At 75.2% G+C, this 20,868-nt stretch carries 19 protein-coding genes and 1 riboswitch; of the genes, 8 read left to right on the top strand and 11 right to left on the bottom strand.

The features are described from left to right. Positions 1-76: 76 nt before the first annotated feature. The 5 genes from cobN to ACJTNH_RS16395 form a co-directional block, all read right to left on the bottom strand. A complete protein-coding gene (gene cobN / locus ACJTNH_RS16415; RefSeq protein ID WP_458177532.1) occupies positions 77-3,697 on the bottom strand; it encodes a cobaltochelatase subunit CobN in 3,621 nt (1,206 codons plus the stop codon). A gap of 51 nt (positions 3,698-3,748) precedes the next feature. Then, positions 3,749-3,814: riboswitch (cobalamin riboswitch) on the bottom strand. Positions 3,815-4,072: 258 nt separating this feature from the next. Continuing rightward, a complete protein-coding gene (locus ACJTNH_RS16410; protein WP_458177530.1) occupies positions 4,073-4,798 on the bottom strand; it encodes a DUF6629 family protein in 726 nt (241 codons plus the stop codon). A gap of 30 nt (positions 4,799-4,828) precedes the next feature. Beyond that, entirely contained in the window at positions 4,829-5,140 is a 312-nt protein-coding gene (locus ACJTNH_RS16405; RefSeq protein ID WP_458177528.1) for a VanZ family protein, read from the bottom strand. A gap of 3 nt (positions 5,141-5,143) precedes the next feature. Next, on the bottom strand, positions 5,144-5,269 hold the full coding sequence (locus ACJTNH_RS16400) for a hypothetical protein (protein WP_458177526.1): 126 nt from the start codon (positions 5,267-5,269) through the stop codon (positions 5,144-5,146). Positions 5,270-5,282: 13 nt separating this feature from the next. Next, positions 5,283-5,789: an FKBP-type peptidyl-prolyl cis-trans isomerase gene (locus ACJTNH_RS16395; RefSeq protein WP_458177525.1), complete on the bottom strand. Its 507-nt coding sequence runs from the start codon at positions 5,787-5,789 to the stop codon at positions 5,283-5,285. Between the two features lie 189 nt (positions 5,790-5,978). On the opposite strand from ACJTNH_RS16395, the gene ACJTNH_RS16390 reads away from it, so the two are divergent. Together ACJTNH_RS16390 and ACJTNH_RS16385 are read left to right on the top strand one after the other, a co-directional pair. After that, complete coding sequence (locus ACJTNH_RS16390; protein ID WP_458177523.1) at positions 5,979-6,416, top strand: universal stress protein; 438 nt, start codon at positions 5,979-5,981, stop codon at positions 6,414-6,416. Beyond that, positions 6,416-7,927 carry an alanine/glycine:cation symporter family protein gene (locus ACJTNH_RS16385; protein ID WP_458177521.1) on the top strand — a complete coding sequence of 504 codons (1,512 nt, stop codon included), beginning with the start codon at positions 6,416-6,418 and terminating at the stop codon, positions 7,925-7,927. The genes ACJTNH_RS16390 and ACJTNH_RS16385 overlap by 1 nt, the downstream gene beginning before the upstream one ends. A 58-nt stretch (positions 7,928-7,985) precedes the next feature. Here ACJTNH_RS16385 and ACJTNH_RS16380 read toward each other — a convergent pair whose 3' ends face one another. After that, on the bottom strand, positions 7,986-8,312 hold the full coding sequence (locus tag ACJTNH_RS16380) for a tetratricopeptide repeat protein (protein ID WP_458177520.1): 327 nt from the start codon (positions 8,310-8,312) through the stop codon (positions 7,986-7,988). A 204-nt stretch (positions 8,313-8,516) separates the two neighbouring features. Between ACJTNH_RS16380 and ACJTNH_RS16375 the strand changes: the two genes are divergently transcribed. The 5 genes from ACJTNH_RS16375 to ACJTNH_RS16355 all read left to right on the top strand — a co-directional run bounded on the left by ACJTNH_RS16375 (position 8,517) and on the right by ACJTNH_RS16355 (position 13,901). Then, positions 8,517-9,203 carry a DUF4383 domain-containing protein gene (locus ACJTNH_RS16375; RefSeq protein WP_458177518.1) on the top strand — a complete coding sequence of 229 codons (687 nt, stop codon included), beginning with the start codon at positions 8,517-8,519 and terminating at the stop codon, positions 9,201-9,203. A 49-nt stretch (positions 9,204-9,252) separates the two neighbouring features. After that, on the top strand, positions 9,253-10,443 hold the full coding sequence (cobG, locus tag ACJTNH_RS16370) for a precorrin-3B synthase (RefSeq protein WP_458177516.1): 1,191 nt from the start codon (positions 9,253-9,255) through the stop codon (positions 10,441-10,443). Then, the gene (locus tag ACJTNH_RS16365) at positions 10,443-11,063 is read left to right on the top strand and encodes a precorrin-8X methylmutase (RefSeq protein ID WP_458177514.1); all 621 of its coding nucleotides are present in this window, start codon (positions 10,443-10,445) and stop codon (positions 11,061-11,063) included. Before cobG ends, ACJTNH_RS16365 begins: the two co-directional genes overlap by 1 nt. Continuing rightward, the gene (locus ACJTNH_RS16360) at positions 11,060-12,589 is read left to right on the top strand and encodes a precorrin-2 C(20)-methyltransferase (protein WP_458177512.1); all 1,530 of its coding nucleotides are present in this window, start codon (positions 11,060-11,062) and stop codon (positions 12,587-12,589) included. The genes ACJTNH_RS16365 and ACJTNH_RS16360 overlap by 4 nt, the downstream gene beginning before the upstream one ends. 79 nt (positions 12,590-12,668) lie before the next feature. Further along, complete coding sequence (locus ACJTNH_RS16355) at positions 12,669-13,901, top strand: MFS transporter (protein ID WP_458177510.1); 1,233 nt, start codon at positions 12,669-12,671, stop codon at positions 13,899-13,901. A gap of 58 nt (positions 13,902-13,959) precedes the next feature. Here ACJTNH_RS16355 and ACJTNH_RS16350 read toward each other — a convergent pair whose 3' ends face one another. Both ACJTNH_RS16350 and ACJTNH_RS16345 read right to left on the bottom strand, forming a co-directional pair. After that, positions 13,960-15,543 carry a GTPase gene (locus tag ACJTNH_RS16350; RefSeq protein ID WP_458177508.1) on the bottom strand — a complete coding sequence of 528 codons (1,584 nt, stop codon included), beginning with the start codon at positions 15,541-15,543 and terminating at the stop codon, positions 13,960-13,962. Beyond that, on the bottom strand, positions 15,540-17,240 hold the full coding sequence (locus ACJTNH_RS16345; RefSeq protein WP_458177506.1) for an ABC transporter: 1,701 nt from the start codon (positions 17,238-17,240) through the stop codon (positions 15,540-15,542). The genes ACJTNH_RS16350 and ACJTNH_RS16345 overlap by 4 nt, the downstream gene beginning before the upstream one ends. Positions 17,241-17,343: 103 nt before the next feature. Here ACJTNH_RS16345 and ACJTNH_RS16340 point away from each other — a divergent pair, with 103 nt between their 5' ends. Then, entirely contained in the window at positions 17,344-18,012 is a 669-nt protein-coding gene (locus ACJTNH_RS16340) for an SDR family NAD(P)-dependent oxidoreductase (protein ID WP_458177504.1), read from the top strand. A gap of 57 nt (positions 18,013-18,069) precedes the next feature. Here ACJTNH_RS16340 and ACJTNH_RS16335 read toward each other — a convergent pair whose 3' ends face one another. From ACJTNH_RS16335 to ACJTNH_RS16325, 3 genes are read right to left on the bottom strand one after another with little or no spacing between them, the layout of a single operon-like run. Beyond that, positions 18,070-19,563, bottom strand: a complete 1,494-nt coding sequence (locus ACJTNH_RS16335; RefSeq protein ID WP_458177502.1) for a hypothetical protein — start codon at positions 19,561-19,563, stop codon at positions 18,070-18,072. Between the two features lie 5 nt (positions 19,564-19,568). Next, the gene (locus tag ACJTNH_RS16330; RefSeq protein ID WP_458177500.1) at positions 19,569-20,315 is read right to left on the bottom strand and encodes an ABC transporter ATP-binding protein; all 747 of its coding nucleotides are present in this window, start codon (positions 20,313-20,315) and stop codon (positions 19,569-19,571) included. Further along, positions 20,312-20,848: a PadR family transcriptional regulator gene (locus tag ACJTNH_RS16325; protein ID WP_458177498.1), complete on the bottom strand. Its 537-nt coding sequence runs from the start codon at positions 20,846-20,848 to the stop codon at positions 20,312-20,314. The genes ACJTNH_RS16330 and ACJTNH_RS16325 overlap by 4 nt, the downstream gene beginning before the upstream one ends. Positions 20,849-20,868 lie beyond the last annotated feature (20 nt).

The following is a 20,868-nucleotide window of genomic DNA, read 5'->3' as shown; positions in this document are numbered from 1 at the left end:
CAGCGCCTGCCTCCGGTGTCAGGCGCGGGGGGGGACCTCGCCAGGGGCCGAAGTCGCGACTGCGGCCCCTGGGGCGTCAGGCCTGGGCCTGGGCGGGGGTCTCGCCACCTTCGAGGTCGCCCTCGGTGTCCAGGTAGGCCTGCTGCAGCTCGGCCAGCAGCGCCGGGTCCGGCTCGGCCCACATCTTGCGGTCGACGGCCTCCAGCAGCCGCTCGGCGATGCCGTGCAGCGCCCAGGGGTTCGACTGCTCCATGAACTCCCGGTTCTCCGGGTCGAGCACGTAGGTCTGGGCGAGCTTCTCGTACATCCAGTCGGCGACCACACCGGTGGTGGCGTCGTAGCCGAACAGGTAGTCGACGGTGGCGGCCAGCTCGAAGGCGCCCTTGTAGCCGTGCCGACGCATCGCGGCCAGCCACTTCGGGTTGACCACCCGGGCGCGGAACACCCGGGAGGTCTCCTCGACCAGCGACCGGGTCCTGACCTGCTCGGGCCGGGTGGAGTCGCCGATGTAGGCCTCCGGGGAGGAGCCGGTCAGCGCGCGCACCGTGGCGACCATGCCGCCGTGGTACTGGAAGTAGTCGTCGGAGTCGGCGATGTCGTGCTCGCGGGTGTCGATGTTCTTGGCCGCCACCGCGATCCGCTTGTAGGCCGCCTCCATGTCCGGGCGGGCCTGCACGCCGTCGAGGTCGCGGCCGTAGGCGTAGCCACCCCACACCGCGTAGACCTCGGCCAGGTCGGCGTCGCCGCGCCAGTCGCGGGAGTCGATCAGCGACAGCAGCCCGGCCCCGTAGGCGCCCGGCTTGGAGCCGAACACCCGGGTGGTGGCCCGGCGACGGTCGCCGTGGGTCGCCTCGTCGGCGTCCACGTGCGCTCTCACGAAGTTCTGCTCAGGCGTCTCGGACAACCCCGCCACCAGGGTGACCGCGTCGTCCAGCATGGTCACCACGTGCGGGAAGGCGTCCCGGAAGAACCCGGAGATCCGCACCGTGACGTCGATCCGCGGCCGGCCCAGCTCGTCGAGGTCGATCGGCTCCAGCGCGGTGACCCGCCGCGAGGCGTCGTCCCAGACCGGGCGGACGCCGAGCAGCGCGAGCACCTCGGCCACGTCGTCCCCGGCGGTGCGCATGGCCGAGGTGCCCCACACCGAGAGGCCGACCGAGGGCGGGAACTGCCCGTCGTGGTCGGCGCGGTAGCGCTCGACCAGCGACTCGGCCATCGCCGACCCCGTCTCCCAGGCCAGCCGGGAGGGGATCGCGCGGGGGTCGACGGAGTAGAAGTTGCGCCCGGTCGGCAGCACGTTGACCAGGCCGCGCAGCGGGGAGCCCGAGGGCCCGGCCGGCACGTAGCCGCCGTCCAGGGCGTGCAGGGTCATGTCCAGCTCGTCGGTGGTGCGCTCCAGCCGGGGCACCACCTCCTCGGCGGCGAACCGCAGCACGGCCGCGACCTCGTCGTCCTCCCGCCCGAGCACGTCGCGCACGACGTCGGGAATGGCCGTCGCTGCCCATCCTGCGGCCTCCATGCCGGCGACCAGCGCCTCGGCGAGCGCCTCGACCCGGTCGGTCTCGCGCAGCCCCGCCGTCCCGTCCTCGGTGAGGCCGAGCGCCTGCCGCAGCCCCGGCAGCGCCACCGCGCCGCCCCAGATCTGCCGGGCGCGCAGCATCGCCAGCACCAGGTCGATGCGGTCCTGCCCGGACGGCGGGGTGCCCAGCACGTGCAGCCCGTCGCGGATCTGCGAGTCCTTGATCTCACAGAGCCAGCCGTCGACGTGCAGGATCATCTCGTCGAAGTGGTCGTCCTCGGGCCGCTCGTTGAGCCCCAGGTCGTGGTCGAGCTTCGCGGCCTGCAGCAGCGTCCAGATCTGCTGCCGGACGGCAGGGAGCTTCGCCGGGTCCATCGCGGCGATGTTGGCGTGCTCGTCGAGCAGCTGCTCCAGCCGGGCGATGTCGCCGTAGGAGTCGGCGCGGGCCATCGGCGGCACCATGTGGTCGACCAGGGTGGCGTGCGCCCGGCGCTTGGCCTGGGTGCCCTCACCCGGGTCGTTGACCAGGAACGGGTAGACCAGCGGCAGGTCGCCGATCGCCGCGTCGGTGCCGCAGCCGGCGGACATCCCGACGGTCTTGCCGGGCAGCCACTCCAGGTTGCCGTGCTTGCCCACGTGCACCATCGCGTGCGCCCCGAAGACGCTGCGCAGCCACCAGTAGGCGGCCAGGTAGTGGTGCGAGGGCGGCAGGTCCGGGTCGTGGTAGATCGCGATCGGGTTCTCCCCGAAGCCGCGCGGCGGCTGCACCATCACCACGACGTTCCCGGCGCGCAGCGCGGCGAAGACGATGGAGTCGTCGTCGACGAACAGCGACCCCGGCGCCTCGCCCCAGTGCTCGACCATCGCCTCGCGCAGCTCGGCGGGCAGGGTGTCGAAGTGACGGCGGTACTCGGCGGCGGAGATCCGCACCGGGTTGCCGCTCAGCTGCTCCTCGGTGAGCCAGTTCTCGTCCTGGCCGCCGGCGGCGATCAGCGCGTGCACCAGCGCGTCGCCGTCCAGCTCCGCGACGCCGGGCAGCGCGCCCTCGCCGTCGAACGGGCCGATGTCGTAGCCCTGGCCGTGCATCGCGGCCAGCAGCCGGACGACGGACGCCGGGGTGTCCAGGCCGACCGCGTTGCCGATCCGGGCGTGCTTGGTCGGGTAGGCGCTGAGCATCACCACGATCCGGCGCTCGGCGGGCGGCGTGTGCCGCAGCCGGGCGTGCGCCACCGCAGTGCCGGCGACCCGGGCGGCTCGCTCGGGGTCGGCGACGTAGGAGGTCAGCCCGTCGTCGTCGACCTCCTTGAAGGAGAACGGCACGCTGATCAGCCGGCCGTCGAACTCCGGGATGGCGACCTGGTTGCCGACGTCGAGCGGGGAGAGCCCGTCGTCGTTGGCGGCCCAGTCGGCGCGGCTGGACGTCAGGCACAGCCCCTGCACCACCGGGACGTCGAGCTCAGCCAGCTCACCGACGTCCCAGGCACCGTCGTCCCCGCCGGCCTGCGCGGTGGCCGGCTTCGATCCGCCGGCGGCGAGCACGGTGACCACCAGCGCGTCGGCGGTGCGCAGCAGCTCGACCAGGCCCGGCTCGACGGTGCGCAGCGAGGCGGTGAACACCGGCAGCGCGCGGCCCCCGGCGTCCTCGATCGCGCGGCACAGCGCGTCGACGAACCCGGTGTTCCCGGACAGGTGGTGCGCCCGGTAGTAGAGGACGGCGACGACCGGGCCGCTCCCCCGCGACTCCCGCTCCAGCACGCCCCACTCCGGTGCGACCGACGGCGCCTCGAAGCCCTCGCCCTCCAGCAGCACGGTGTCGCCCAGGAAGCGGTGCAGCTGCTCGAGGTTGTCCGGGCCGCCCTGCGCCAGGTAGCCGTGCGCCTCGGCGGCCACGCCCATCGGCACGGTGGAGAGCTCCATCAGCTCGGCGTCGGGCACGTTCTCCCCGCCGAGGACGACGACCGGCGCCGGACCGGCGAGCAGCGGGGCGAGCATCTCCTCGTACTGCCGCCGCACGCCGAGGATCCGGACCACGACCAGGTCGCTGCCGGCCGCGAGCGCCACCATGCCCTCCGCGCCCAGCCGGGCCGGGTTGCCCAGCCGCCACTCGGCCGAGCTCGACCGGGCCGAGAGCAGGTCGGTGTCGGAGGTGGAGAGCAGGGTGAAGGTGCGTGAGCTCAAGGCAGTGCCTCCCTCGGGGTCCGCGCCCCGGGTCGTCGGGCACGGCAGCCGAGGTGTCTGGCTCGCCCTGGCGGGCTCACAGTGGCGGGACCGCGCCGGTCTTGCACCGGCTTCCCTCCTGCACTGCCGTGGTTGCCGCGAACGCTACCGCTCGACACCCCCGCCCGGACCACCGCACAGACGTCCTGCGCCCTGCCCCGGGTCCCGGCCGACCTCCGCGCGACGTCGTCACGGGACCGAGATCCACCGGCCTCGGGTCCGGCCGCCCCGCTCGCCCGGGGCCGGGTCGGCCCATCGGACACGGACCGTCAGGAGGCGACCTCGGGCGGGCACGTGGCCTGCCACCCGATCGCCCGGCCCGGCCCGTCGTTCCGTTCAGCGGACGGCCGCGTCCTCGGTGGCCCGCCCGACCTCGGCCGGCGACGTGGACTGCAGCCACCGCACCCGGCTGCCCTCGGCGCGGTTGCGCCGCACGAAGAAGACCAGGACCAGCACGCTGGTCAGCGCCGCCCACAGGCACCACAGCGAGGCGAAGGCGGCGGCCAGCACGATCAGCGTGACCACGATCCCGATCCCGTTGGCCACCCCGAACACGACGATCGAGCGGTAGCCGGCCAGCACGGCCGCACCCACGGTGGCCAGCACGTACCCGACGGCCGCGACGCCGAGCAGCGGTGCATGGGCGTGGTAGGCGATCGAGTGGTGCACCTGCTCGTAGTCGACGGGGTTGGCCACGCTGGCCCAGAACAGGTAGACCGAGGTGATCGCGCCGATGACCACGAACGGCACCATGTGCCACCGCCGCCGGCCCGGTGGCTCGATCAGCAGCAGCGCGGCCGGCACCAGGACCGGCAGGATCCCGAAGGCGTAGAGCACGTAGAGGAAGGCCGCCACGTCCCCCACCCCGGCGCCGACGCGCCCGTCCAGGCTGAGCCACACGAAGCCCTCGGCGAGCTGGTGCAGGGCGAAGAGCCCCGGGAGGGCGGCGAACGGGACGTCGCGGACGGTGCGGACCTGTGTCGCGGTGGCCACCGCCACCGCGCCGATCCCCCCCGGCGGCCACGAAGTCGGCGGTGGCGGAGAAGCACATGCGGCGACCATCGCACCGGGTGGCCGGTCCTGCCGGTCGGCTCAGCCGGGGTGGCTGCTGCGCCGGCGGGTGAGCAGCCAGTGCAGCCCGACGCCGATCGCCGCGCCCGTGCTGTTGGTGACGACGTCGACGACCGAGGGGTACCGGGCCGGCAGGAAGAGGAACTGCGTCACCTCGATGCCCACCGAGGCCGCCACGCACAGCAGCCAGACGGCCCGGCGGCGCAGCCGCGGCAGCGCCCAGCACAGCAGCAGGCCGAGCGGGACGAACAGCAGCACGTTGCCGCCCCGCTCGGCCACCCGGGCACTGACCTGCCAGGACCAGTCGGTGACGTCGTGCACCGCCCGGGTCACCGGCTACTGCACCCGCCCCATCGGCGAGGGGCGCAGGGTCAGCCACGCCCCGGCCAGCAGGTAGGCAGCGAGCAGGACGCGTGACCACCGCTGCGCCCGATCGGGCGGCGGGTCGGGTCGGCCGGTCACCTCCGGCGCACCGTCAGGCGCTGACCTCGACCAGGTCGATCACGAAGACCAGCGTGGCGTCCCCGGGGATCGGTCCGTAGCCGCTCGGGCCGTAACCCAGGTCGCTGGGGATGGTGACCACCCGCCGGCCGCCCACCTGCATGCCGGTGATCCCCTGCTCGAAGCCCGGGACGACCTGACCGGCACCCAGGGTCACCGGCAGCGTCTCGTCCTCCCCGCGGCTCCACGAGGAGTCGAACTCCTCGCCGGTCTCGTAGAAGGCGCCCACGTACTTCACCGCGACCGTCGTCCCCTCGACGGCCTCGGCCCCGTCGCCGACGACGACGTCGTCGGTGACCAGCTCCTCGGGAGCCGGCTCGTCCGTCGGCGGCACCTCGGGCTGCACCCCCAGGTCCTCGGACACCTCGGCAGCCACGGCCGAGCCGCCCGGCTCGTCGCTGCCGCAGGCGGCCAGCGGGAGGGAGAGGGCGATCGACAACGGGACGGCGACCAGCGTGCGTCGGACGGTGCGGCGGTTCATCGAGCTCCTCGTGACCGGCAGCCGCCCGGATCGGCGGCTGCGGGGCCCACCACGCTACGTACGCCCTGCGGTCGGCGCCGACGACGCACCGGCAGGTGTCAGTCCGGTGACGCTCAGCCTCCAGGGTGCAGGCACCCGCAGGCAGCCACTAGCTTTCCGGCAACGTCCGCGACAGCTGGGGGTCACCCGATGTCCGCTTCGATCATCGTCGGGCTCGACGGCAGCGAGGCGAGCGGGCGGGCCGCGGACGCCGCGGCCGACGCCGCCCGGCACCACCACCTGCGGCTCGTGCTGGCCTGCGTCGTCCCCTGGTCGCCGTACGCGTTCACCAGCGCCGAGGAGAACGAACGGCGGTCGATCGAGAAGGAACGCGAGGCGAGGGCGGCGCGTGAGCGGGTGCTCGACCCGGCGCTCGCCCGGCTCGCGGCCAGCAGCGACCTCGAGCTGGAGGGCGTCGTGCGGCACGGCCACCCCGCCGAGACGCTCGTCTCCCTGGCCCGCGAGCACGACGCGGTCTGGATCATCGTCGGCCGCATCGGTCAGAGCCGGGTCCGCACCCTGCTCTTCGGCTCCACCCCCAGCAGCCTCGTCCAGCTCTCCCCCGTCCCCGTCCTGGTGGTGCCGTGATGACCTCGTCCGTGAACGTCCTGGCCGCCTCGTTCGACGAGCGGGTCGACGACGTCTTCGCGCCGATCTCCGACGTCATCACCTCGATCGTCTTCTTCGCCGTCCCGCTGGACTTCATCGACGAGGGCGTCGAGCTGCCGTTGATCGTGGTCTGGCTGGTGGTGGCGGGGATCTTCTTCACCGTCTACCTGCGCGGCTTCCAGTTCCGCGCCTTCGGCCACGCGATCAAGCTGGTCAAGGGCGACTACAACGACCCCAGGGACGCCGGGGAGGTCACCCACTTCCAGGCGTTGGCCACCGCCGTGTCGGGCACCGTGGGCCTGGGGAACATCGCCGGGGTCGCCGTGGCCATCTCCCTCGGCGGGCCGGGCGCCACGCTGTGGATGGTCGTCGCCGGGCTGGTCGGCATGTGCACCAAGGGCGTGGAGTGCACCCTCGGCGTCAAGTACCGCAACGTCTACCCCGACGGCCGGGTCTCCGGCGGCCCGATGTACTACCTGAGCAAGGGGCTGGCCGAGAAGGGCATGGGCACCCTCGGCAAGGTGCTGGCCATCGCCTTCTGCCTGTTCACCCTCGGCGGGGCGGTCGGCGGCGGCAACATGTTCCAGTCCAACCAGGCGTTCAGCCAGGCCCGGTCGGTCACCGGCGGCGAGGACGGCCTCCTCGGCTTCGGAGCGGCCGGCGCCGTCTTCGGTCTGGTGCTCGCCCTGCTGGTCGGCGCGGTCATCATCGGCGGCATCCGCAGCATCGCCCGGGTCACCGACAAGATCGTCCCGTTCATGGCGGTCTTCTACGTGGTCGCCTGCCTGGCCGTGCTGGTCGCCAACCTCTCCGAGGTGCCCGGGGCGCTGGCCGACATCGTCACCCAGGCGTTCAGCCCCGAGGCCGGCTTCGGCGGCATCGTCGGCGTGCTCATCCAGGGATTCCGCCGGGCGGCGTTCAGCAACGAGGCCGGGCTGGGCTCCGCGGCGATCGCCCACTCCGCGGTGAAGACCCAGGAGCCGGCGACCGAGGGGCACGTCGCCGTCCTGGAGCCCTTCGTCGACACCGTCGTCATCTGCACCATGACGGCGCTGGCCATCGTGATCACCGGCACCTGGGCCGACGACTCGAGCGCACCCGGCGTCCAGACGACGTCGGCGGCCTTCGAGACCGTCGCCTCCTGGTTCCCCTACGTGCTGGCCGTCGCGGTGATCCTGTTCGCCTACTCGACGATGCTGGCCTGGAGCTACTACGGGCTGAAGGCGGCGACCTACCTGTTCGGTGAGTCGATGCTCGTCGACCGCACGTGGAAGGTCGTCTTCTGCGTCTTCGTGGTCATCGGCGCCTCGTCGACGCTGGACGCGGTGATCGGCTTCTCCGACAGCATGATCTTCGCGATGTCGCTGGCGAACATCATCGGGCTCTACATCATGGCCGGGGTGGTGAAGCGGGAGCTGTTCGGCTACCGCAGGCGGCTGGCCGAGGGCGAGGTGCTCCCGTTCGCGGAGCGGGGCACCACCGGCTCCTGACGTGCCACGGGGGCGCGCCCCGGGGCCAGGGCGCGCCCCCGTGGTCGGGACGGCGGTGTCAGGCGACGCCGAGTGCGTCGGCCAGCCGGTGGTGGACGGCGGCGTCGTCGGCGCGGCTCTGCCGCTCCAGCGTGCGGGCCAGGGCACGGCGGGCCCACCCGTTGGCCGGGGCGAGCTCGACCAGGCGGGTCAGCGTCTGCTCGGCGCGGCCCAGCTGCGCGGAGGCGAAGTAGCTGCGGGCGAGCAGCTCCATCGTCGCCTGGTCGTCCGGCTCGGCGGCGAGCACGCCCTCGAGGACGCGGGCGGCCTCGGCGGGCTGCCCCATGGCGAGGAACAGGTCGGCGCGCTGGAACTCGGAGTGGAGGTCGGTCTCGTACTGGGTCATCTCGTGCTCCTTCCACCGCGCGCCAACAGCGCACCGATCGCAGACCTTCCCGCCGTCCACGCCGTCGACAGCGCGTGTTCGTTCGAACACGCAACGGAACTAGAAAGGACGCACACAATCGAGTGGCGGGTGACCGGCCGGGTACGGCGAGCGCGCCGGAAGCCGCCCCGGCCCGGTACCCGACTCCTCCCCCGGAGTTCCGAGATGAGCCACTCCCTGCACCTGCCCGGTTCCACCACCGACCCCGCCGAGAAGGGCCGGGTGCCCGCCGTCCACCGGCTGGGCGCACTGGTCGTCGCCGCGGTCATCGCCGTCTTCGGCGTCCTCGGCCTCGTCGACGGCCTGGCCTACTTCTCCACCGACGGCGAGCGGATCGCCGGCCTCTCCTCCAACGGCCTGCTGTCCACCATCTCCCTGGTGACCGCCGCCGTCCTGGTCGTGGCCGCGCTGCGCAGCTCCCGGGTCGCCTCGACCACCATGCTGGTCGTCGGCACCCTCTTCCTGGTCTCCGCGCTGGCGAACCTGGCGGTGCTGGAGAGCGACCTGAACGTCCTGGCGTTCTCGATGGCCAACGTGGTCTTCTCCGTCGTCGCCGGCCTGGTGCTGCTCACACTGGGCGCCTACGGCCGGGTCAGCGGCAACCTGCCTCCCGACAGCCCGTACCGGGCCGCCGCAGACGCCACCCCGGACGACGACGAGACCGGCCAGCAGCTGCCCGAGACGCCGGCCGAGCAGGCCGCCGAGCGGGCGATGCGCGAGGCCGAGCTCGCGGTGATCGAGCACCGGGCCACCGAGGACCAGCAGCGCCGGGTGACGGCCATGGCCCGGGTGCGCACCCGCGGTGACCGTCGCGCCGTGTGGATGTCGTTCGACCAGGCGACCAGCCGCTGACGGCGGGCGCGGGGCACGGTGGCCGACGGGAAGTAGCCTCGCGGACGCCATGTCGTCCTCCCCCGCCACCGTGCCCCCGCGCGAGCGCGCCGACGCCTGCCCCGGTGCGCTGCAGACCCACGCCGCTGCCGACGGTGGCCTGGCGCGGGTGCGCGTCCCCGGCGGGGTGCTGACCGCCGACCAGCTGCAGGTGCTCGCCGCGGCCGCCCGGGAGCTCGGCGACGGGCACCTGGAGCTGACCAGCCGCGGCAACCTGCAGCTGCGGGGCCTGCCCGACGGCGCCGAGGCCGCGCTGGGCGACCGGCTCGCCGCCGCCGGGCTGCTGCCCAGCGCCACCCACGAGCGGGTGCGCAACGTGCTGGCCAGCACCCTGTCGGGCCTCACCGGTGACGGGCACGTCGACGTCCGGCCGTGGGTGGTCGCCTTCGACGCCGGGCTGCGCGCCGACCCGGCGCTGGCCGACCTGCCCGGCCGCTTCCTGGCCACCTTCGACGACGGCCGCGGCGACGTCGCCGGCCTCGGCGGGGACGTCGGCCTGCTGGCCCTCTCCCCCACCACCGTGGCCCTGCTGCTCGGTGGGGTCGACTCCGGCCTGCGCAGCACCCCGGACGACGCGGTGCCCCTCGCGCTGGACGCCGCCCGCGCCTTCCTCGCCGAGCGCACCGCCCAGACCTCGACCGCCTGGCGGCTGGCCGAGCTGACCGACGGCCCGGCCCGCGTCGCCGCCCGACTCCCCGGCCGCGTCGGCGAACACCGCCGCCCCGTGGCCGTGCCGGCGGCGTCGGCGGTCGGGCCGGTCGGGGCGGCGACGCAGGTCGACGGGCGGACGGCGCTGATCGGCGTCGTCCCGCTCGGGCGGGTCTCCGCCGACCAGGCCGAGCTGCTCGCCCGGCTCGCCGCGGAGGTGCAGCTGACCCCGTGGCGCAGCGTCGTCGTCCCCGACCTGGCCGAGGACGCGGTGGACGACGCCGCCGTCGACCTCTTCCGCACCGGGATCGTGTTCGACGAGGCGAGCCCCTGGCTGCAGGTGACCAGCTGCGCCGGCCGACCGGGGTGCGCGAAGTCGCTGGCCGACGTGCGCGCCGACGCCGCGGCCGCCGTCGCCTCCCGGGCGCTGCCGGCCGGCGGCGCCCGACAGCACTGGGCCGGCTGCGAACGCCGCTGCGGCCGACCACAGGGCGGGGTCGTCGACGTCGTCGCGACGCCGTCCGGCTACGACATCCGGATCGAGAAGGACTGATGTACGACTACGAGCACGACGGCGCCGAGATCTACCGGCAGTCCTTCGCCACCATCCGCGCCGAGGCCGACCTCTCCGGCCTGCCCGAGGACGTCGCGCAGGTGGCGGTGCGGATGATCCACGCCTGCGGGCAGGTCGACCTGGTGTCCGACGTGGCGTTCTCCCCCGACGTCGTCCGGGCCGGGCGCAAGGCGCTGGAGTCCGGCGCCCCGGTGCTGTGCGACGCCCAGATGGTCGCCTCCGGCGTCACCCGCAAGCGGCTGCCGGCGTTCAACGAGGTCGTCTGCACGCTCAACGACCCGCGCACCCCCGACCTGGCCCGGGAGATGGGCACCACCCGCACCGCGGCCGCCATGCACCTGTGGGGCGACCGGCTCGACGGCGCCGTCGTCGCGATCGGCAACGCCCCGACCGCGCTGTTCCACCTGCTGGAGATGGTCCGCGACGGCGCGCCCCGCCCGGCCGCGGTGATCGGCATCCCGGTGGGCTTCATCGGGGCGGTGGAGTCCAAGGAGGCGCTCACCGCCTCGGACCTGGAGTTCCTCGTCGTCCGCGGCCGCCGGGGCGGCAGCGCGATCACCGCCGCCGCGGTCAACGCGATCGCGAGCACCGCGGAATGAGCGGCCGAAGTCGCGACTTCGGCCCCTCGGCGGGGACGGGGCGGCTGTACGGGGTCGGCCTGGGGCCCGGCGACCCGGAGCTGGTGACGGTGAAGGCCGCCCGGCTGATCGGCGCGGCGGACGTCGTGGCCTTCCACGCCGCCCAGCACGGCCGCTCGGTCGCCCGCGGGCTGGCCGCGCCGTACCTGCGCGAGGGCCAGGTCGAGGAGCTGCTGGTCTACCCGGTCACCACCGAGACCACCGACCACCCCGGCGGGTACCAGGGCGCGATCGACGAGTTCTACGAGTCGGCCGCCGCACGGCTGGCCGCGCACCTGGACGCCGGCCGGGACGTCGTGGTGCTGGCCGAGGGCGACCCGTTCTTCTACGGCTCGTACATGCACATGCACAAGCGGCTGGCCCACCGGTACCCGACCGAGGTGGTGCCCGGCGTGACCAGCGTCAGCGGCGCCGCCGCGGTGCTCGGCCGTCCGCTGGTGGAGCGGGACGAGGTGCTCACCGTGCTGCCCGGCACCCTGCCCGCCGACGAGCTCGCCGAGTGGCTGGCCACGACCGACTCGGCCGCGGTGATGAAGCTCGGCCGCACGTTCGCACGCGTGCGCGAGGCGTTCGACGCCGCCGGGGTGCTCGACCGGGCGGTGTACGTCGAGCGCGCCACCACCGACCGGCAGCGGGTGGCGCCGCTGGCCGAGGTCGACCCGGAGACCGTGCCGTACTTCTCCCTGGCCCTGCTGCCCAGCCAGCTCACCGGCCCGGGCAACGACCCCGAGCGCACCGAGGACACCCTGCCCCGCACCGGCGAGGTCGTCGTCGTCGGGCTGGGCCCGGGCAAGCGCGCCTGGACGACGCCGGAGACCGCCGAGGCGCTGGCCGGAGCCGACGACCTGATCGGCTACGGCCCCTACCTGGACCGGGTGCCGGCCAACCCGCGGCAGACCCGGCACCCCAGCGACAACCGGGTGGAGGCCGAACGTGCCGCGCACGCCCTCGAGCTCGCGCGGTCCGGACGCCGGGTGGCGGTCGTCTCCAGCGGTGACCCGGGCGTCTTCGCCATGGCCGCTGCCGTGCTGGAGGTGGCGGCCGAGGGCTTCCCGGACGTCGAGGTGCGGGTGCTGCCCGGGCTCACCGCCGCCCAGGCGGTGGCCTCGAAGGTGGGCGCCCCGCTCGGCCACGACTTCGCGGTGATCTCGCTGTCCGACGTCCTCAAGCCCTGGGACGTCGTCCTGGACCGGCTGCGCGCCGTGGCCACCGCTGACCTGGTGATCGCCCTCTACAACCCGCGGTCGAAGGCCCGGCCGCACCAGCTGGGCGAGGCGACGAAGGTGCTGCTGGACGTGAAGCCGCCGGAGACCGTCGTCGTGGTCGGCCGGGACGTCGGCGGGCCACAGGAGACGCTGACCGTGACCACCCTCGGCGAGTTCGACCCGGAGACGGTCGACATGCGCTGCCTGGTGATGGTGGGCTCCACCCAGACCCGGGTGACGCCGTCCGGTCAGGTGTTCACCTCCCGCCGCTACCCGGGCTGACGGCTCCGGGGCGGCGGCCGTGTTCGCCGACATGGCCGCCCCCGGAACACGACCAGCTCGTTGGTGCTTGCATCGGTGCGTGCCCCGCCGCGAGCTCGCCCGCCCCGCCGCGTTCTGGACGGTCGCCGTCCTGCTGACCCTGATGCTCGCCGCGTCCGGGGTGCCCTCGCCGCTGTACCGGGTCTACGCGGCGGAGTTCGGCTTCGGGTCCGGGCTGATCACCGTGGTCTTCGGCGTCTACGCCTTCGCCCTGCTGCTGTCGCTGCTCGTGGTCGGGGCGCTGTCGGACCACGTGGGGCGCCGCCCGGTGCTCGCCGCCGCGCTGCTGCTCGAGGCCGTCTCCATGGTGCTGTTCCTGACCGCCGACGGGGTCGAGTGGCTGCTGCTGGCCCGCATCGTCCAGGGGCTGGCCACCGGGGCGCTGACCGGCGCGTTCGGTGCGGCGCTGCTGGACCTGCAGCGCCCCGACCGGCCGCTGGGCGCCCTGGTCAACTCGGCGTCCCCCGCGGTCGGGCTCTCGGTCGGTGCGGTGAGCGCCGGGCTGGCCGTGGAGTTCCTCCCCGCGCCGACCGACTGGGTCTTCGGCGCGCTCACCGTGCTGTGCCTGGCCGCTGCGGCCGGGGTGTGGGTGTTCCTGCCGGAGTCCTCCCCCCGCCTGCCCGGCGCTGTGCGGTCGCTGCGGCCCAGCGTGCAGGTGCCCGCCTCGCAGCGCCGCGCGTTCCTCGTCGTCCTGCCCTGCCTGGTCGCCACCTGGGCACTCGGCGGGCTGTACGCCTCGCTCGGCCCGTCGCTGGTGTCGGGCGTCTTCGACGTCCAGGACCACGTGGTCGGCAGCCTGGTGATCCTGGCGCTGAACGGGACCGGCCTGGTCGGCTCCCTGTCCCTGCGCACCGTGGCGCCGGCCCGGTCGATGGTCGTCGGCGCCCTGGTCTTCGCCGGCGGGGTGGCCGGCACCGTGACCGCGCTGACCACCGGCTCGCTGCCGCTGTTCTTCGTCGCCGCCGTGGTCTCCGGCTTCGGCTTCGGGGCGGCGTTCCTCGGCGCGATGGCCACCGTCACCCAGGGGGTCGCCCCCGGCCAGCGGGCCGCGCTGCTGTCGGCGGTGTTCACCGCCAGCTACCTGGCCTTCAGCGTGCCGGCGATCGCCGCCGGCGTCACCGCCGGGCACGTCGGGCTGGAGCGGACCGCGCAGGTCTACGGCGTGGCCGTGATCGTGCTGGCGCTGCTGGCGGTCGCCGGACTGGCCCTGCACGCCCGCCGCCCGGCTCCCGAGCCGGCCACCGAGCCGTCCGTCCCGGCTGCCGCGGGTTGACCCGCCGGCGGCAGGGTCGAGCCGCGTGCGCAGGCGGCTCCACCCTGCCGCGATCGGCTCAGCTCCCCGCGCGGGTCACCGCGGCGCAGAAGCGGGCGTGGTCGGCGCGGGCCTCCCCGAGCGGCTCGACCACCTCGACCTCGGCCACCTCCCCCACCCGGTCCAGCAGCCGCCGCCGCACCTGTCGAGCCCGCCGCCGGGCGCCGGCGCGCACCAGCGGCCGGGCGACCAGCGCCAGCAGCAGGCCCGCGAGCAGGCCGCCGACCAGCAGCAGCGTGGGCAGCGGGATGCCCTCGACCCGGGGCAGCGGCACGACGTCGTCCAGCTGGAGCAGGCCCAGCCCGACCAGACCGAGCAGCCACAGCGCCCCGGCCAGCGCGACCAGCGCCAGCACCCACTGGAGCCCGCCGACGGCGCGCTGCCACAGGGGGGTGCGGTCCGGGCCGAGGTCGGCTCCGGTGACGGCGCGGTCGAGCTGGTCGGCCAGCCGCTCCTCGGAGAACTCCGCGGTGCGGCGGAGCTCGTCGCGCCAGGCCTGCGGCAGGCCGGCCCCGGCAGCGTCCCGGGCCCGGCGCAGCGCCGCACCCAGCGCCGCCTGCTGCACGGCCCCGGCCTGCGGGAGGGAGCTGCGCGCGGCCTCGCTGCCCAGGTGCAACCGGCTCAGCGGGTCGGCCCTGAGCTTCGACGTCCAGCGCAGCACGGGCCAGCCGGTGTGCTGGTTGCCGCGGCGGCGGGCCGAGCGCTCCACGGCGGTGACCACCGCGGGCACGCCGGCGGCATCGGCCAGGGCAGCGGTGAGCCCCGCTCGCTCGGCGGGGTCACGGCTGCGGTCGTCCCCGGCGGCCGGTGCGCAGTGGGCCGACAGCGCCTGCGCCGCGCCCCGGGCGTCGGCGGCCAGCCGGTCGGTGGCGGCCCGGCGTGCCGAGACCCGGCGGGCCAGCTCGGTGCGCAGCTCCGGCAGCCCGGCGCCGGTGCGCGCGGCGGTGGGCACGATCGGGGTCGCGGCCAGCCCCTCCCGGTCCAGCAGCCCACGCAGGTCGGCCAGGCAGGCCCGGGCGGCGGCTTCGTCGAGCCGGTCGACCTGGTTGAGCACGACGACCAGCACCCCGGCGTGCCCGGCCAGCGGCGCCAGGTAGCGGGAGTGGACGGCGGCGTCGGCGTACTTCTGCGGGTCGAGCACCCAGACCAGCACGTCGACCAGCTCGACCAGCCGGTCGACCTCCAGCCGGTTCTCCAGCCGGATGCTGTCGTGGTCGGGCAGGTCCAGCAGCACCAGCCCGTCCAGCGCCGGGTCGGCGCGCTCGACCCGGTGGCGTCGGGGCACCTGCAGCCAGTCGAGCAGCCGGTCCGCACCGTCCGGGCCCCAGACGCTGGCGTGCGCGACGCCGGTGGTCGGCCGGCGGACGCCAGGCGTGCTCACCTCCGCGCCGGACAGCGCGTTGAACAGCGTGGACTTCCCGCTCCCGGTCGCCCCGGCCAGCGCGACGACGGTGGCGTCGCCCAGCGCCTCGCGGGCGCCGGCCTTGGCCAGCAGTGCGCGGGCGCTGCCCACCTCGGGCACCTCGAGCCGGCCCTCGGCGACCTCGACGGCCTCGCGCAGCGCGGTCAGCCGATCGGTCAGGGAGAGCTCCCGGCGCCTCACGCGGCAGCCCGCCGGGCGTCGGCCAGCGCGGCGAGCGCGGCGCGCAGCTCGGCAGCCGCACCCGGCTGCGGGGCGGCGTCGTCGAGCAGCGCGTCGAACCGGTCCTGCTCGGTGCGCAGCAGCCGCGCGGCGCGGGCGTCGAGATCGGCCCGGGCCCGCGCGGCCAGCTCCCGCACCGCGGCGTCCCCGAACACCGCCTCCAGCACCCGCTGGCCGATCGCGGTCGTGCCGCCGGCGACCACCACCTCCGCCCCCGACAGCCCCGCGGTGGACGCGAAGACGGCGACCATCACGACCGCCCCCGCCCCGTTCACGCCCCAGGAGAGCAGCCGGGCCCGGGACCGCTTGCCCGCCCCCTCGCTGCGCACCAGGTCCAGCACGTGGCCCTGCCAGGCGCGCACCTCGTCGGCCGAGGCGCCGGCGAAGGAGGGCGAGACGCCGTCCAGCTCGATCTCGCGGCCGTCGAGCAGGGAGATGCCGCCGGGCAGCGTGCGCCAGCTGGTCACCGTCGTCTCCGCCGCCCGGTCGGCCTCGGCGCGCAGCAGCAGCTCGACGCCGGACTCCAGCGCCCCGGTCAGATCGGCGGCCGGGGTCGCGCGGCCGGTGAACGCGGCGGTCACCCGGTCGCGGATCCGGCCGACCTGGCCCTGCAGGCTGCGCATCCACTCGCCGGTGCCGACGAACTCCTGCCAGCGGGAGAGCACCTCCCCGCGCAGCAGGCTGCCGTTGCCGACCGCCTCGTCGACCGCGGCCCGCGCCCGGGCGTAGGCGGCGTCGGCCGCGGCATCGAGCGCCTCGGCGGCGACCGCCTGCTCCTCCACGCCGGCGACGACCACCTCGACCCGGTCGCCCAGGCTCTCCAGCGCCCCGGCCAGCGTCTGCCGGACGACGGCGGCCCGCTGCTCGGCGTCCGCCGCCAGCCCGTGCAGCCAGTCGCGGAGCGGGGCGACCTGGTCCTCGGGCAGGAAGCCGTCGACCAGCGGGCGCTCCTCGATCACGAACAGCCGGGCACCGGCCAGCTGCGCCCGCTGCAGCATCCCGGCCAGGTCGTCGGCGACCTCGCGCACCGCCTCCGGCGGCACCCGGTCCAGGACGACGGCCAGCGCGGTGCCCCGCTCCTGCGCCGTGCGCAGCAGGTCCCAGGGGACGGCGTCGGCGTAGCGGGCCGCGGTGGTCACGAACACCCACAGGTCGGCGGCGGCGAGCAGCTGACCGGCCAGGTCGCGGTTGGCCTCCACCACCGAGTCGACGTCCGGGGCGTCGATCAGCGCCAGACCCGGCGGCAGGCCCTCGTGGGTGACCAGCTGCAGCCCACCCGGACCGGCCTCGCCACCGGTGGTGCGGGTCAGCCCCGGCAGCACCCGGTCACCGGCGAAGGCGGCCCGGTCGGCCGGCGCGCAGACCAGCACCGGCGACCGGGTGGTCGGGCGCAGCACGCCGGGCGTGGTCACCCGGGCCTGCAGCACGCTGTTGACCAGCGTCGACTTGCCCGCGCCGGTGGAGCCGCCGACGACGGTGAGCAGCGGGGCGTCGAGGTCTCGGAGGCGGGGCAGCAGGTAGTCGTCGACCTGGTCGACGACGGCGTGCGCGGTGCGTGCGGCGGCGTCCCGGCCGACCGTGTCCAGGCCCAGCGGCGCAGCGGCGACCTGGTCCCGCAGCAGTTGCAGCGCATCGGGGAGCGTGGCTCGGCTCGTCACTGCCCGTGGGTAGCCCGGGAACGGCCCGGTTACCCGTCCGTCCTCGTCACGGTCCGCCGCCGGTGCCCGAAACAGATCGGTGCCCGGCCGCCTTGCACCTGGCATGACGACGATCGCGATCATCGGCGCCGGGCGCGGGCTCGGTGCGGCAGTGGCCCGCAGGTTCGGGGCGGAGGGCTTCGCCGTGGCGTTGCTCTCCCGCTCCCAGTCGAAGCTGGACGCGCTGGCCGAGGAGCTGGCCGCCGACGGCGTGCAGGCGCGCGGGTTCGCCGCCGACGTCCGCGACCCGGGCTCACTGGCCCGGGCGCTGGAGCAGGCGACCGAGACCCTCGGGCCGATCGAGGTGCTGCAGTACAGCCCACTGCCGCAGAAGGACTTCATGCGCCCGGTGCTGGAGACCACCCCGGCCGACCTCGTCGGCCCGGTGGAGTTCTCGGTCTACGGCCCGGTCGCCGCGGTGCACCAGGTGCTGCCGGGCATGCGCTTCCTGGGTGCGAACCGGGGCACGATCCTGTTCGTCAACGGCGGCTCCGCCGTGACCCCTGGTCGCAACGTCACCGGGACGTCGGTGGCGTTCGCCGGGCAGGCCGCCTACGCCCAGCTGCTGCACGAGGTGCTGGGTGAGGAGGGCATCCAGGTCTCGCAGCTCGTCATCCCGGGCAAGATCGAGCCGGGCAGCCCGGACAAGGACCCGGCCGTGCTGGCCGACCTGCTCTGGGACCTGCACACCCGCCGCGACCGGTTCCGGCACCAGGTGGCCGGCACCGACTGACCGGTCGGTGGGTTCCCGGGTCCGCCCTCACCGGTCGGGGCGGACCCGGGGGCAGCCTCAGGCGGTGCGCAGCTCACCCGGGTCGGCGCTGCGGCGCAGGATCGGCAGCGCGACCAGCGTGAGGGCCGCGGTCGCGAGCGTCGTCCCACCGACGATGACCGCCAGCGCCGTCCAGGGCACCGGCACGGGCAGCTCGGTCACCCGGAGCTCCGTGCCGGTCGTCGAGTAGACGACCTCCCGGACGGTGGTGCCCAGCACCCCGCGGGCGGCCAGGATGCCGGCGGCGGCGGCCAGCAGCGTCGCCGGGACGATCGGCACCAGCACCTCCAGCAGCAGTGCCCGGCCGAGCACACCGCGGGGCACCCCCGCGGCGGTGAGCGCGGCTGCCGCCCGCCGCCGGCTGAGCACGCCCTCGATGGTGCCGACCAGCAGGCCGGCCGCGGCGATGACGCCGGCGACGACCAGGGCGAGGTCGACCGTGTCCAGCGCGCGGGCGTAGAACTCGTTGCCGCTCTGCCGCTGGGACAGCAGCGTGTGCGCGCGGAAGCCCTGGATGGCCGCGGCGAGCAGGACGACGAGCAGCAGCGCGGCGTTGCTCCGGCTCGCGGCGAACGGCGCGGCGACCAGCCGCCGGGCGGCGATCAGCAGCGCCGGGCGTCCGGTGCGCCGGGCCAGGAGCTCCCCTGTTCGCGCCGACATCCCCGCGGTGCCCGCCACCAGGCCGGCGCCGGTGGCGAGGAACAGCACCAGGACGACGACGGCGATCACCTCGGGACTGGCCCGGTCCAGCCCGGTGACCCGGGTCAGGACGGCGAACAGCGCCATGCCCAGGGCGCCGGTGGTGAACAGCACGGCGGGGACCACCTGCACCGGCCGCACCTGCTGGCGGCGCACGACCCCGAACGGCGTCGTCGTCACCCGCCGCAGCGCGGCCAGGGCGAAGGCCGTGGCGGCAGCCGGCACCGCGGCGACGAGCAGGGCGATCAGCCAGGCCGGCGGCAGGACGTCGGTCGGCAGCCGGAGCACCGGACCGGTGACCTCCTCCAGCAGGTAGCTGCCAGGCGTGAGCTCGGTGCGCCGTCCGTAGGCGGCCGTCACCGGGTCGTCCAGCAGGACCCGGCCGGCCAGGTACACGGCGAGCCCCAGGACGGCGCCCAGCGTCGCGGCCACGCCGGTCTCGGTGGCGGCCACCCGGGCGACGTCCGCCGGGGTCGCGCCGGTGAGCCGGAGCGCGGCCAGCCGCCGGTCCCGGGCCGGTGCGCCGATCCGGGCGCACTGGCCGGTGAACGCCAGCACCGGCACGCACAGCAGCACCAGGGCGATGACCACGCCGACGTGCAGCCCGGGCTCGTTGAGCAGCTCGCTGGTGTAGGGCCCGTCGTCCGGGCCGATGCTCGCCACGGTGGCGGCCGCGAGCAGCGCCACCACGCCGGCGGCGGCGCCGACCGCGGTCAGCGTGATCCGGGTGCGGTCGGCCCGCCCGCCGACGGTGGCCAGCCACAGCAGGGTCGACCGGCGCATCGTCCGGGTGTCCGCCTGGCTGCGCTCCACGGTGGTCACCGGGCGCCGGCCCGGCCGAGGGCGCCGCGCAGCGCGGAGGTGGGGGCGCCGTCGTCGGCCATGCCGTCCCGGATGACGATCTCGCGGTCGGCGTACGCGGCGACCTTCGCGTCGTGGGTGACCATCAGGACGGTGGTGCCGGCCTGCCGGGTCACCCGGACCAGCTGGGTGAGCACCTGCTCCCCGGCGAGGGTGTCCAGCGCGCCGGTCGGCTCGTCGGCGAAGAGCACCTCCGGCTCGGTCACCAGCGCGCGGGCCATCGCGACCCGCTGCGCCTGGCCGCCGGACATCTCGGTCGGCCGGTGCGTGGCCAGGTCGGCGACCCCGAAGCGGTCGAGCCAGGTGCCGGCGGCGGTGAGCGCCGGACGCCGCTTGACCCCGGCCAGCAGCAGCGGCATCGCCACGTTCTCCGCGGCCGTCAGCTCGGGCACCAGCTGCCCGTACTGGAACAGCACGCCGAACCGGGTGCGGCGCAGCCGGGAGCGCTCGGCCTCGCTGTCGGTGTCGATCCGGCGGCCGGCGAACCAGACCTCGCCGGCGTCCGGGCGGAGGATGCCGGCCAGGCACAGCAGCAGGGTGGACTTGCCCGATCCGGACGGGCCGGTGATCGCCAGCACCTCCCCGCGCCGGGTGCCCACGCTGATCCCGCGCAGCGCCGGGGAGTGCCCGTAGGAGCGGACCAGCGCGCGACCGGCGACCAGCAGGTCCTCGTCGGTGCCGCTGTCGTGCGGGGTGGACGTCATGGCTCGAGCTCCTCGGCGAGGGTGGCGACGCGGGCCAGCGCGGTGTCGATCCACCGCAGGTCGGCGTCGAGGTGGTTGAGGGCGTAGTCGGCCGCCAGGACGCCGGCCAGGGACGTCTCGGGGTGGGTGGTGATGCGGGTGTACTCGCGCATCCGGGCCAGGTGGGCCGCGCGCTGGCGGTGCAGGTAACCGGCCGCGGCCTCGTCCCCGGCGACGAGGAGAGCGAGGGTCACCTTGACCGCCAGCGGGTTGGACACGAAGGGGCTCGGCGGCTCGACCTGGGCCAGCCACTCGTCCAGCTCCTGCCGGCCGGCCGCGGTCATGCCGTACGCCGTCCGGTCCGGGCCGCCGGCCCGCTCGGTCTCACCCATGGCGACGAGTCCGTCGCGGAGCAGTCGCTCGAGCGTCGCGTAGACCTGCGCAGCCGCGATCGGCTTGGCCATCGGGAAGCGGGCGTCGTACTGCCGCTTGAGGTCGTAGCCGTGCCGCTCGCCCTGCGCGAGCAGGCCGAGGAGGACGTGCCCGAGCGCCATGCGCCCGACTATGCACTCAG

The sequence above is a fragment of the Modestobacter lacusdianchii genome (assembly GCF_054177765.1).
This window is presented reverse-complemented; position numbering and strand designations above follow the sequence as displayed.